At 73.1% G+C, this 12,576-nt stretch carries 12 protein-coding genes; 6 read left to right on the top strand and 6 right to left on the bottom strand.

What is annotated here, in order from left to right; genetic code table 11:
- Positions 1-108: 108 nt before the first annotated feature.
- The 6 genes from IE278_RS32355 to IE278_RS32330 all read right to left on the bottom strand — a co-directional run bounded on the left by IE278_RS32355 (position 109) and on the right by IE278_RS32330 (position 5,653).
- Positions 109-1,134, bottom strand: a complete 1,026-nt coding sequence (locus tag IE278_RS32355; RefSeq protein WP_189777339.1) for an acyltransferase domain-containing protein — start codon at positions 1,132-1,134, stop codon at positions 109-111.
- Complete coding sequence (locus tag IE278_RS32350; RefSeq protein WP_189777337.1) at positions 1,131-2,360, bottom strand: ketoacyl-ACP synthase III family protein; 1,230 nt, start codon at positions 2,358-2,360, stop codon at positions 1,131-1,133. The genes IE278_RS32355 and IE278_RS32350 overlap by 4 nt, the downstream gene beginning before the upstream one ends.
- Positions 2,360-2,635: an acyl carrier protein gene (locus IE278_RS32345; protein ID WP_189777335.1), complete on the bottom strand. Its 276-nt coding sequence runs from the start codon at positions 2,633-2,635 to the stop codon at positions 2,360-2,362. Before IE278_RS32345 ends, IE278_RS32350 begins: the two co-directional genes overlap by 1 nt.
- An 89-nt stretch (positions 2,636-2,724) precedes the next feature.
- Positions 2,725-3,990 carry a ketosynthase chain-length factor gene (locus IE278_RS32340; RefSeq protein ID WP_213089758.1) on the bottom strand — a complete coding sequence of 422 codons (1,266 nt, stop codon included), beginning with the start codon at positions 3,988-3,990 and terminating at the stop codon, positions 2,725-2,727.
- Positions 3,987-5,258 (bottom strand): beta-ketoacyl-[acyl-carrier-protein] synthase family protein, encoded by a 1,272-nt coding sequence (locus IE278_RS32335; RefSeq protein WP_189777333.1) that lies wholly within the window; start codon positions 5,256-5,258, stop codon positions 3,987-3,989. Before IE278_RS32335 ends, IE278_RS32340 begins: the two co-directional genes overlap by 4 nt.
- Positions 5,255-5,653 (bottom strand): antibiotic biosynthesis monooxygenase family protein, encoded by a 399-nt coding sequence (locus IE278_RS32330; protein ID WP_189777331.1) that lies wholly within the window; start codon positions 5,651-5,653, stop codon positions 5,255-5,257. Before IE278_RS32330 ends, IE278_RS32335 begins: the two co-directional genes overlap by 4 nt.
- Positions 5,654-6,003: 350 nt before the next feature.
- Between IE278_RS32330 and IE278_RS32325 the strand changes: the two genes are divergently transcribed.
- Genes IE278_RS32325 through IE278_RS32300 form a run of 6 tightly spaced genes read left to right on the top strand, consistent with a single transcriptional unit; the run spans position 6,004 to position 12,536 of the window.
- Positions 6,004-6,789, top strand: coding sequence for an SDR family NAD(P)-dependent oxidoreductase (locus IE278_RS32325; protein WP_189777329.1), 786 nt, complete (start codon positions 6,004-6,006; stop codon positions 6,787-6,789).
- 47 nt (positions 6,790-6,836) lie between these two features.
- Complete coding sequence (locus tag IE278_RS32320; RefSeq protein WP_189777328.1) at positions 6,837-8,219, top strand: SRPBCC family protein; 1,383 nt, start codon at positions 6,837-6,839, stop codon at positions 8,217-8,219.
- 37 nt (positions 8,220-8,256) lie between these two features.
- Positions 8,257-9,579, top strand: a complete 1,323-nt coding sequence (locus tag IE278_RS32315) for an activator-dependent family glycosyltransferase (RefSeq protein ID WP_189777326.1) — start codon at positions 8,257-8,259, stop codon at positions 9,577-9,579.
- Positions 9,580-10,197, top strand: a complete 618-nt coding sequence (locus tag IE278_RS32310; protein ID WP_281403197.1) for a dTDP-4-dehydrorhamnose 3,5-epimerase family protein — start codon at positions 9,580-9,582, stop codon at positions 10,195-10,197.
- A complete protein-coding gene (locus IE278_RS32305; protein WP_246570973.1) occupies positions 10,161-11,132 on the top strand; it encodes an NAD-dependent epimerase/dehydratase family protein in 972 nt (323 codons plus the stop codon). The genes IE278_RS32310 and IE278_RS32305 overlap by 37 nt, the downstream gene beginning before the upstream one ends.
- Positions 11,133-11,183: 51 nt before the next feature.
- A complete protein-coding gene (locus IE278_RS32300) occupies positions 11,184-12,536 on the top strand; it encodes an NDP-hexose 2,3-dehydratase family protein (RefSeq protein ID WP_189777324.1) in 1,353 nt (450 codons plus the stop codon).
- Positions 12,537-12,576: the final 40 nt, after the last annotated feature.

The raw sequence follows: 12,576 nt of genomic DNA, 5'->3' as shown, positions 1-12,576 counted from the left end.
CCGACCGGGGGCGGGGCGTCTGTTGTAGCGGGTGCTGCACACGGCGCGGGGCGCCGGCCGTCAGCGCGCGGCGCGGGCCGTCAGACCGTCACCGCGCGATACGGGCCGTCAGGCCGTCGGCACTCCGTGCGAGTCGGCGTGGGCCGTGATGGCATGGCCCGCCGCCCGGATCTGGGTTGCCGCCGTCGCCACCGCGGTGCGGTCCGACTCCGGGGGGCCCGGGCGGGGTGGGAGCAGGGACACCACCGTGCTGGTGCCCCGGCGGACCGCCGGGTGGCGGCGGGCCACCTGGGACAGGCCCTGCCCGGGGCCCACCTCCACGAGCAGGTGGTCGCCCGTCGCCAGCAGCCCCTCCAGCGCGGGCCAGAAGAGCACCGGCGCCACCGGCTGCCGTGCCCAGAAGGACGGGTCGTCGATGTCGGCCCGCGTCAACGGGGCGGCTGTGTACGCCGAGTGGACCGGCGGGGACGGCATGCGCTTGGGCACCGCTGCGAAGCGTTCGGCCGCGCCCTGGCAGGCCGGTTCCAGCATGGGGCTGTGGAAGGCGCTGAGCGACGGGACCCGGCGGCAGACGAACCCCGCCTCCCCCAGCGCGCGGCCGGCCTTCTCCAGCGGGCCGTCGGGGCCGGCCAGGATGGTCTGGCGCGGGGCGTTGACCGCGCCGACCACCACGTCCCCGCTCAGATACGGCTCCACCTCCGCCGTGGACGCGGCGACCGCGAGCATGCCGCCCGGCGGGGCCTTCGCCAGCCGCCCCACCCGGTCGAGCACCAGCCCCGTCGCGTCCCGCGGGTCGAACACCCCGGCCAGCACCGCCGAGGCCAGTTCCCCGATGCTGTGCCCGAGGAGGGCGGCCGGGCGTACGCCCCAGCTCAGCACCAGCCGGCCCAGCGCGAGGTCCACGGCGAAGAGCAGCGGCTGCGAGCGCGTGACGTGGTCCAGCTCCGTGGCGGGCCGTTCGGCCAGCCAGTCCTCGCGCAGCGGACCGCCCTCGGGGCCCGCCGCGTCGAAGAACTCGTCCATCGACGCGGTGAACACCGGCTCGTACCCGTAGAGGCCCGCGGCCATCCGCGGATGCTGGGAACCCTGGCCCGGCAGCAACAGGGCCACGGGCAGCGGACGTTCGGCGCTCATGCGGCGTCTCCTGCGGAGGTCGGGGGTGGTGCCGTGGGTGTGGTGGCCGCCCAGTGAGGGCGTTCCAGCATTTCGACGACCGCGCAGGAGTAGGTGAACCCGGCGCCCACGCTCATCCACACGACGAGGTCCCCGGCGCCGAGGCTCCCGGAGCCGACCAGGTGGTCGAACCCGGCGATCTGGTCACCGGCGCCGAGATGCCCGATGCCGCGGCTCCACTCCCAGGTGGTGCGTTCCTCCGCGATCCCGAAGCGGGCCAGGTGCCCCGCCCGCAGCCGTTTGCGGCCCAGGTGGGGCAGGACGAACCGGTCGACGTCGGCGAGCGTGACCCCGGCGGCGGCGAGGGCCCGTTCGACGGCGGCGTCCTGCGCGGCCCCGCTCGCGGCGATCACCTGGGGCACCCGGTGGGTGGCCAGGAAGTCCTTCTTGCAGGCGTCCAGGTCGACGACCGGCCGGTGGCTGAACGGGGCGTGGCCGAACGGGTCGTCACCGCGGTGCATCCCCTCCAGCTCCGGCACGGAGACGGTGGCCAGGCCCCGGATCCGGGCGAAGCCCTCCCGCGAGGACAGCACGAGGGCGGTGCCCCCGTCCCCGTAGAAGGTGCCCGAGTCGCTGCGCCAGCGGTCGAAGCCGGGCGGGCGGAAGGCGTCGCCGGTCGTCAGCAGGACCCGCCGGTCCGGCTCCCCGGCCGCCGGTCCGGCCCGCAGATGGTCGACCGCGAGTCCGAGTCCGGCCATGCCTCCGTTGGAGACCTGGCCGACCTCGATCGCGGGGCACTGGTTGCCGACGGCGGTGCGCTGGACGTACGAGGCGGGCGCCCACAGGTCGTGGCCCTGGTAGAAGAAGCTGGCGTGCAGGATCAGCGACACGTCACCCGAGCCGGGACCGGCGGCCCCGGAAGCAGCACCGGAGCTGGACACACCGTCAGCGCCGGACACACCGTCAGCGCCGGACGCGCCGTCGGAGCCGGGCCGCCCGAAGCCGGACCGCTCCAGGGCGGTCCGGGCCGCGCGGGCCGCCATCTCGGGCGCCGGCTCGTCCCGCGCCACGGCCACCGACAGCATGCCGGTGGTCGTGGCCAGGGCCTCGTCGCACAGTCCGGCCGCGACGGCGTCCGCGACCGGGGTGCGGGGCGGCAGCCAGACCGCGCACCCCGCGATCCGGATGTCCGGCGCCGGGGTCTCCGCGGCGGGAGCCCCCTCGGCGCCGAGGCCCGCCTCGGTCATCAGGCGGCCCCCGCCGCGGGCATGCGGTCGGCGATCGCGGTGTTCACGGCGGCGACGAACGCGGCCGGGGTCAGCGCGTCACCGAGCGTCTCCTCGGGCAGCGTGATCCCGTAGCCGCGCTCCACCCTGCTGATCGCCTCCATGAGGGCCAGCGAGTCGTAGCCGAGCAGGGCGAACTCCTGGTCGGCGGCGGCGCTCGACAGGTCGACGGCCTCCTCCTCGCCTGCGCACTCACGCATGATCTTGAACAGGTCGTCGGTGGTGAAAGCGGACATGACGTTCTCCTTCGATGGGTGATGGTGAGCGGGGTGGTCGTGAGGGGGTGCTGGTGATCGGGGTGCTGGGGATCGGGGTGGGGGCGGGCTCAGGGCGCCGACGGGCCTCGTACGACCATCGCGCTGTTGAAGCCCCCGCGGCCCCGCGCCAGTACCAGCGCGGCGTCCCCCGTGACGGGGCGGGGAGCCCCGGTCACCAGGTCGATGTCGTGGCCCGTCGTCTCCTCGACGTGCACCGTCGGCGGGACCACGCCGTCCCGCAGGGCGAACAGGGCCGTGACGAGGTCGAGCGGTGCGGCGCCCGAGTAGAGGCGTCCCGTCATCGTCTTGGGGACCGTGACCGGTACACCGCCGGGTCCGAAGACCGCGGTCAGGGCCTGTGCCTCGACGCGGTCGGGTTCCGGTTCGCCGGCGCCGTCCGCGAGGACGAAGGCGATGTCCTCGGGGCGCAGCCCGGCGTCGGTGAGCGCCCCGCGGATCGCCCCGTCCAGGTTGGACGGGCGGCCCGAGCCGGGGCGGGGGTCGAAGGTGGCGGCGTACCCGGCGATCTCCCCGTACACCCGCGCCCCGCGCTCCCGGGCCCGTCCCGCGTCCTCCAGGGTGAGGATCGCGCCGCCCTCGCCGGGCACATGCCCGTTGGCGGCGGCGTCGAAGGGCAGGTAGGCGCGGGTCGGGTCCTCGCTCTCGCTGAGGATCCCCGCCGAGATCTGCGCGGCGAGCCCGTAGGGACACAGTGAGGCGTCCATGCCGCCCGTCAGCATCAGCGGGGTGCCCTTGCGGATGCGGCGCCTGGCCTGCGCGACCGCGTCGAGGCCGCCCGCCTGGTCGGTGACGAGGACGCCGGTGGGCCCGCGCAGATCGTGCCGGATGGACACCTGGCCCGAGTTGACGGCGTAGAACCAGGCGAAGGACATGTACGCGCTGACGTGCTTGGGGTCCTTGCCCCACAGGTGGCCCAGTTCGCGCTGGCCGAACTCGAACCCGCCGGAGGCGCTGGCGGTGACCACTCCGCGCTCGTCCGCGGGCAGGCTCTCCGCGCTCAGCCCGGCGTCCGCGAGCGCCCAGTCGGAGCCCGCGAGGGCGAACTGCGTGGTGCGGTCGGTCTGCGGGACGAGCCGGCTGGGGACGTGGTCGCGCACCGAGAAGCCGGTGATCTCGCCGGCCAGCCGGGAGGGGTACGAGGAGGGGTCGAAGCGGGTGATGCGGTCGATGCCGCTCTGTCCGCGCAGGGTCGCCGACCAGTACTCCTCGGCCCCGATCCCGTTGGGCGCGAGCACGCCGACGCCGGTCACCACGGCTCTGGCGGTCCCGGACGCGGCGGTCCGCGGCCCGGCGGTCATGGGCGCGGTGGTCATGGACGCCTGCCTTCCGATGCGGTGAGCACCATCGCGCTCTGGAAGCCGCCGAAGCCGCTGCCCACCGTCAGTACGGTGTCGGTGGGCTGGTCGCGGGCGGTCAACGGCACGTAGTCGAGGTCGAGTTGGGGGTCGGGCTCGTGCAGGCCCGCGGTGGGGGGTATCACGCCGTGCCGGATCACCAGGGCGGAGGCGGCGGCCTCGATGGAGCCGACGGCACCCAGCGAGTGGCCGATGACCGCCTTGATGGAGCTGACCGGGACCCGGTGGGCGTGCTCGCCCAGGCTGTGCTTGATGGCGGCCGTCTCGTGGATGTCGTTCTGCCGGGTGGCTGTGCCGTGCGCGTTGACGTAGCCGACGGCCTCGCGGTCGATCCGGGCGTCGTCGAGTGCCCCGGTGATGGCGGCGGCCATCTCCAGGCCGTCGGGACGCAGCCCGGTCATGTGGTGGGCGTTGGCGCGCGCGGCGAACCCGGCGATCTCGGCGTAGACCTGCGCGCCGCGCCGCAGGGCCGACTCCCGCTCCTCCAGTACGAGGACCGCGGCGCCCTCGCCCAGGACGAATCCGCTGCGGGTCCGGTCGAAGGGCCGGGAGGCGTGGTCCGGGGTGTCGTTGCGCGGCGAGGTGGCCTTGATGGCGTCGAAGCAGGCCACGGTGATCGGCGCGATGGGGGCGTCGCTGCCCCCGGCGATCATGATGTCGGCGCTGCCCTCACGGATGAGTTCGACGGCGTGCCCGAGGGAGTCGAGGCCGGAGGTGCAGCCCGCCGAGACGAGCGCGGCCGGGCCCTCGGCGCCGGCCTCCCAGGCGACCTCCGCCGCCATCGAGCTGGGCACGAAGTAGTCGTAGAGGTACGGGGTGCCCGCCGCGTGGTCGACCAGCCACTGCTTGCCGCCGTCGCTGCGCGCGACGTACTCCTCCTCCAGCTTCAGCGTGCAGCCGACGGCGGAGCCGAGGCTGACGCCGGTCCGGTGCGCGTTGCCCGCGTCGATCTCGACGCCGCTGTCGGCGATCGCCTCGCGGGCGGCGACCAGGGCGAACTGGGAGGCGCGGTCCAGCCGGGCGGTGTCCCGGGCCGACAGTCCGTGCCGGGCTCCGTCGAAGTCGCACTCGGCGGCCATCCGGGAGCGGAACGGTGCCGGGTCGAAGGCCGTGATGGTCCTGGTCGCGGAGACGCCGGAGACGATGCGTTCCCAGAACGCCTTCGTGCCGATGCCGCCCGGGGCGATGACTCCGAGTCCGGTGATCACCACCCGACGGGCCGTCATATCCTCTCCCCCGCGCGGGGCGCCTCGTCGAGTCCCGAACCCTCCGGTGCCGGGCCCTCGGGTGCCGGGCCGCCGTCGCGGCGCAGCCGCGCCAGATACAGTTCCGGCCGACTTTCGCTCAGGGCGCGCAGCGCACCGGCGTGCGGCTGGAAGTCGGCGTGCGAGACGGCCGCGCGGAACGAGGCGACGTCCCGCCACTCGGCGACGTTGACGTACTGGCCGGGCCGCTCCGCGTGCCGGGAGAGCGTGTGCCGGACGAAGCCCGGCTGCCGCGCCATGAACTCGGACGTCCGCGCGAACTCCTTCTCGAACACCTCGGGTTCGGCGTGCACGGTGAAGGTGTTCACGAAGGTCACGGCGCCGGCCCCCTTGGCGTCTGGCTCGTGATCCGTCATCAATGGCCTCCTCGTTCAACGGTGTTGCCCGGTATTGCCCGGTGTTGCCGGGTCTGTTTTTGACCCGTTCGTGTGACCCGGCATCGCTTGACATCGTGCGGTCGCTCGTGTCGTTCCACGCTGCGTGCCTGGTCTCGCAGGCGGGTGGAAGGCCGCTGGAGCCCGGGCCGGGCCGGGGGTCGAGCGCGATTCGAGCGGCCGCTGAAACCCTCGCTCTCGTCCGGCATCCGGAGCGGAGACGCAGCACGGACACGCAGCACGGACACGCGTCACGCACACCACCGCAGACCGCGGACATCCACCACCGACACCCGTCGAGACACCCCCGCAGGGACCGCTGAGGAGCCGTCATGCCGCCAGCAGCAGAAAGCGTCGCCATCGTCACCGGTGCCACCAGCGGGATCGGTCTCGCCGTGGCCCGGAGCCTGGCCGAGGGCGGGGCGCGGGTCTTCATCTGCGCCCGCGACGGCGACCGCGTCGCCCACACCGTCAAGGAGCTGCGCGAGGCCGGCCACGACGTCGACGGCGCCTCCTGCGACGTGAGAGACACCGCGCGGGTACGCGCCTTCGTCCAGGAGGCCAGGGACCGGTTCGGCCCCGTCGGCGTCCTGGTGAACAACGCCGGCCGCAGCGGTGGCGGCCACACCGCGCAGATACCCGACGAGCTGTGGCTCGACGTGATCGACACCAACCTCAACAGCGTCTTCCGGATGACCCGGGAGGTGCTCACGACCGGCGGGATGCTGGAGCTGAGCACCGGACGGATCGTCAACATCGCCTCCACGGGCGGCAAGCAGGGCGTGGCCCTGGGTGCGCCCTACTCGGCGTCGAAGCACGGCGTGGTCGGCTTCACCAAGGCCCTGGGCCTGGAGCTGGCGAAGACGGGCATCACCGTCAACGCCGTCTGCCCCGGCTACGTCGAGACGCCGATGGCCGAGCGGGTGCGCCAGGGCTACGCGGGCGCCTGGGACATCACCGAGGACGAGGTGCTGGAGAAGTTCGAGGCGAAGATCCCCCTCGGCCGCTACTCCACGCCGGACGAGGTCGCCGGGCTCGTCGGCTATCTGCTCTCCCCGACCGCCGCGTCGATCACCGCCCAGGCGATGAACGTCTGCGGCGGGCTCGGCAACTACTGACAGCGGGCCCGGCCGTGCGCGGCCGCGGCCGGACAGAGGGGATCAGCATGGCGCACGAGGTGCACACGACCGAACACACGATCACGGTGGCCGCCGCCCCGGAGGCCGTCTTCGCCCTGGTGGAGCGGGCACAGGACTGGCCGTTCGTCTTCCCGCCGAGCCTGCACGTGGAGTATCTGGAGCGCTCGGACGACGAGGAGCGGCTGCGGATCTGGGCCACCGCCAACGGCGAGGTCAAGTCCTGGACCTCGCGGCGGACTCTGGACCGCGACGGACTGCGGATCCGCTTCCGCCAGGAGGTCTCCCAGGACCCCGTCGCCGCGATGGGCGGCGAGTGGATCATCGAGGCGCTGCCCGACGGTGGCAGCCGGGTGCGGCTGCTGCACGACTTCGAGGCGGTCGACGGCCTGGAGCGCAACGTCAGCTGGATCCTGCAGGCGATCGAGCGCAACAGCGGCGCCGAGCTGGCCGCGCTGGAGTCCGCCGCGCTGCGCACCGGCACCGACGAGGCCCCGTACACCTTCGAGGACTCGGTGCGGATCGACGCCCCGGCCCAGGAGGTGCGGGACTTCCTGCACGACGCGGGCCGGTGGCAGGAGCGGCTGCCGCACGTCGCCCGGGTGCTGCTGAAGGAGGACACCCCCGACGTGCAGCACCTGGAGATGGACACGCGCACGCCCGACGGTTCGACGCACACCACGGCCTCGGTGCGGATCTGCCTGCCCGACGGGCGGATCTCGTACAAGCAGCTGCAGACCCCGGCCCTGATGTCGGTGCACACCGGGGAGTGGACGGTGCGGGAGACCCCGTCCGGCTGTGTGGCGGTCTCCCGGCACACCGTGGTCGTCAACGCGGCGGCCGTCACCAAGGTCCTCGGCGCCGACGCCACCACCGCCGACGCCCGCACCTTCATCCGGGACGCGCTCGGCGGCAACAGCACGATCACCATGCGGCACGCCAAGGAGTACGCGGAGGGGCGGGCGAAGGCCGAGCCGGTGCCGCCCGCCGAGTACGCCTCGATCCAGCGGTTCTACGCCCGGCAGATGCGGCTCCTCGACGAGGGCGAGGGGGACGCCTGGGCGGACACCTTCACCGAGGACGGGACCTTCGACCAGAGCTCGTTCGCCGAGCCGGTCCGCGGCCGGGCGGCGATCGCGGCGGCGGTCCGGGGCCGGCCCGCGGCGCCCGCCGGCACGGTGCGCCGGCACTGGCTGGGCCTGCCGGCCGCCTGGCGGTTCCCGGACGGTTCGGTGCGCACGGGCTACGACGCCCTGGTCGTCTCGACCGCCGAGGGCGCGGCCCCGGAGATCCGGCTGAGCACGTCGTGCCAGGACGTCCTCGTCGCCGACGAGGACGGGACCGGGGACGGGACCGGGACCGGGGACGGCTGGCTGGTGAGAAGCCGGTACGTCGGCCACGACGGGCAGTGAAGCAGCGCCACGCCACCACCTGCGAAGAGGGAGATCGATGAAGGTCCTGTTCACCACGTTCGCCGCGAAGTCCCATATGCATGCCCAGGTCCCGCTGGCCTGGGCCCTCCAGACCGCCGGTCACGAGGTCCGGATCGCCAGCCAGCCGGACCTGGCGGAGGACATCACCCGTACCGGACTGACCGCCGTGTGCGTCGGTGAGCCGCTGCTCCTGGAGGAGCAGATGCAGCGGGTCAACGAGGGCCTGGGCGACGACGCCGAGATCATGGAGAGCCAGGCGGAAGCCGGGATGGACATGACCGAGACCCGTCCCGAGATGCTGACCTGGGACCACGTCCTCGGGGTGTTCACCTCGATGACGGCGATGGCCTTCCAGAACTCCTGCCCGGAACGCATGATCGACGACCTGGTCGCGTTCAGCCGCGAGTGGCAGCCCGACCTGGTCGTCTGGGACACGCTGTCCTTCGCCGGTCCGGTGGCCGCGAAGGTCACCGGCGCCGCCCACGCCCGGCTGCTGTTCGGGCTCGACCTGCTGGGCCGGATGCGCGAGACCTTCCTCGACCTCCAGGCGGAGCGGCTGCCCGAGCAGCGGGACGATCCGCTGCGCGAGTGGCTGACCTGGACGCTCGGCCGCTACGGCGCCGAGTTCGACGAGGAGGTGGCGGTCGGCCAGTGGACGATCGACCCGGTGCCGCCGTCGATGCGGTTCCCGGTGAAGCAGCCGTTCGTCCCGCTGCGGTACATCCCCTACAACGGCCAGGCCGTCATCCCGGACTGGCTGCACGAGCCGCCGAAGAAGCGCCGGATCTGTCTGACCCTCGGGGTGGCCCACCGCGAGGTGCTGGACGGCGACCGCGCCTCGATCGGCGAACTCGTCTCGGCGCTCGCGGAGCTGGACGTCGAGGTGGTCGCGACCCTCAACGAGAAGCAGCTCGCCGGTCTCGAACTCCCCGACAACGTGCGGGCCGTCGACTTCGTCCCGCTCAACGCGCTGCTGCCGACCTGCTCCGCGGTCATCCACCACGGCGGCTCCGGCACCTTCCAGACCGCGCTCGCGCACGGCGTGCCGCAGCTGATCGTGCCCGACATGGTCTGGGACACCATCCACAAGGCGAAGCAGCTGGAGAAGTTCGGCGCGGGCCTGTACCTGCACGACGTCGACCACTACACCGCGCAGGATTTGCGCGACCACGTGCTGCGACTGCTGGACGAGCCGTCGTTCGCCCACAACTGCGCGCGGATCCGCCGCGAGATGGTGGGCACGCCGAGCCCCAACGACATCGTCCCGCTGCTGGAGAAGCTCGTGGCGGAACACCGCGCGGCCCCGGCCGCCGACGGCACCGCCCGGGGGGAGCTGTAGATGACCACCGCCGTGAAGTTCCGCGAACTCGCCGTGTCCGGCGCGTACGCCTTCAACCCGCCCGTCTTCGAGGACGACCGCGGCCTGTTCACCTCGCCGTACCAGGAACCGGCGTTCGTGGAGGCCCTGGGACATCCCCTCTTCCCCGTCGCGCAGTCCAACCACAGCAAGTCCAAGCGCGGCACCGTCCGGGGCATCCACTACACGGTCACCCCGCCGGGCGTCGCCAAGTACGTGTACTGCGCCCGCGGCCGTGCCATCGACATCGTGGTGGACATCCGCGTCGGCTCGCCCACCTTCGGCCGCTGGGACTCCTCCGTGCTCGACCAGGAGACCTTCAGCGCCATGTACTTCCCCGTCGGCGTCGGACACGCCTTCATCGCCCTGGAGGACGACACGGTGATGTCGTACATGCTCTCCGGGAGTTACGAGGCCCAGCACGAGCTGTCCCTTTCGCCGCTCGACCCGGCGCTCGGCCTGCCGATCCCGACGGACGTGGCGCCCCTGCTGTCCGCGCGGGACACCGCCGCACCCCTGCTCGCCCAGGTGCAGGCGGAGGGCGGCCTGCCGGAGTACGACAAGTGCCGTCGGATCGAGGCCGCACTGTGGCGGCCCTGAACGGCGACCGGCCGCCGGCCGGCGGAGAGCGGGTCGCGGTCCTCGGGGCCACCGGCTGCGTCGGACGCTGTGTGAGCGCCGCGCTGGCCCGCGAGGGGCACGACGTGCTCGCCGTGGCCCGGCGCGGCGGACCCGCGGTCGCGGGCCACGTCTTCGTCGGCCTGGACGTGGCGGCGGCCGGGCCCGCCGAGCTCGCGCGGCTGTTCACCCGGCACCGGGTGCGGACCGTGGTCAACGTGACGGGCGGCTGGGGCACCACCGAGGAGGAGATGCGGTACGCCCACATCACCCTGGTCGAGCGGCTGGTGAAGGCCGTGACGCTGATGGACGAGCGCCCCCGGCTGATCCATGTCGGCTCCATCCACGAGTACGGCCCGGTGTCCGAGCCGCTCGCCATCGGCGAGGACCTGGACCCCCGGCCGACCACGATGTACGCGCGGACCAAGCTGGCCGGCTCCGAGCTGGTGCTCGACGCCACCCGGGACGGCCGGCTGGAGGGGCTGGTGCTGCGCGCGGTCAACGTGTGCGGGCCCCGCACCACCCGGGCCAGCTTCCTCGGGGCGGTCGTCGAGCGGCTGCGGGCCGCGGACGCGAGCGACCCGGTGACCCTGCGGGTCGCGGATGCGCGGCGGGACTTCATCGACGTGCGCGACCTGGCCGAGGCCGTGGTCCTCACCGTGACGTCACCGGCCACCGGGCAGGTCGTCAACATCGGCCGCGGCGAGGCCACCGCGATGCGCGAACTGGTGGACCTGCTGGTCGCCGCCTCGGGACTGCCGCCGCAGGCGATACGGGTCGAGGACGGACCCATCGCCAGCAAGGGCGGCGGCTGGACCCTGGCCGACATCCGGCTGGCCGGCGAACTGCTCGGCTGGAAGCCGCGGATCCCGCTGGCCGAGGCGATGCGGGCGACCTGGGAGACACCCGCCGACTGAGCCACCACGCCCGACGAGCCGCGTGTGCCCCACCCAAGACGAGGAGTTCAGATGGCCGATGTGACGGCCCGTATCGCCAGGTCGGCCGCGGCTCTGGAGAGCCCGCCGACCGATCTCGCCGGATTCGACAACTGGTTCGCCGAGTACGGGGAGCAGATCTACACGACCGCCGAGCGCATCCCGCTGGCGGCCCTCGACCAGTGGTACCAGACACCGGTCACCGGTGATCTGCGGCACCGCAGCGGCAAGTTCTTCACGGTCCACGGTCTGCGGGTGCACGACCCCGCCAACGCGGTGCCCTGGTGGGACCAGCCCATCATCGACCAGCCCGAGGTCGGCATCCTCGGCATCCTGATCAAGGAGTTCGACGGGGTCCCGCACTTCCTGATGCAGGCCAAGGCCGAACCGGGCAACCCGGGCGGACTGCAGCTCTCCCCCACCGTCCAGGCGACCCGCAGCAACTACACCGGCGTCCACAAGGGCAAGCCCGTGCCGTACGTGGACTACTTCCGGGACACCTCACGGCACCGGGTGCTCGCGGACGTCCGGCAGTCGGAGCAGGGTGCCTGGTTCTACCGCAAGCGCAACCGCAACATGGTGGTGGAGACGACCACCGAGGTGGAGGTCCTGGAGGGCTTCCGCTGGTTCACGCTCGGGCAGCTGTACCGGCTGCTGTCGCGCGACGACATCATCAACATGGACGCGCGGACCGTACTGGCGTGTCTGCCGCACGCCGCGCGGCCGGACGGCGCCCTGCACCGGATGACGGACGTGCTGAGCTGGATCGCCGGCGCCCGTTCGCTGGCCTCGGTGCACACCGAGCGGATCGCCCTCAACGCGCTCGACGAGTGGCGGCACGGCGAGATGGGCTACTCGCACGAGAGCGGCGGCTTCTTCGACGTCATCGGGGTCTCCGTGACAGCCGCGGGACGCGAGGTCGGCACCTGGCGCCAGCCGATGATCGAACCGCGCGGCACGGGCGTCATCGCCTTCCTGACGCGGGAGATCGGCGGGGTGCCGCACGTCCTGCTGCACGCCCGCACCGAGCCGGGCTACGCGGACGTCGTGGAACTGGCGCCGACCGTGCAGTGCGTGCCGGACAGCTACAGCTGGCTGCCGCCCGCCGCCCGGCCCCGCCACCTCGACGAGGTACTGGCCGCCGGGCCGGACCGTATCCGCTACGAGGCCGTGCTCTCCGAGGAGGGCGGGCGCTTCTTCCACGCCCGCAACCGCTATCTGATCGTGGACAGCGACCTCCCCGAGGACCCCGGCCACCCCGACTACCGCTGGCTGACCATGGACCAGCTGACGCAGCTGCTGCGGCACAGCCACTACCTCAACGTGCAGGCCCGCAGCCTGGTGGCGTGCTGGCGTGCCCTGGAGGCGGCCGGCTCCACCGGCTGACCCCTTCCGCACACCGAAGGCCCGGCGGGATCCCTCCGCC

This window comes from Streptomyces tauricus, assembly GCF_014650955.1.
GTDB classification, from domain to species: Bacteria; Actinomycetota; Actinomycetes; order Streptomycetales; family Streptomycetaceae; genus Streptomyces; species Streptomyces tauricus.
This window is presented reverse-complemented; position numbering and strand designations above follow the sequence as displayed.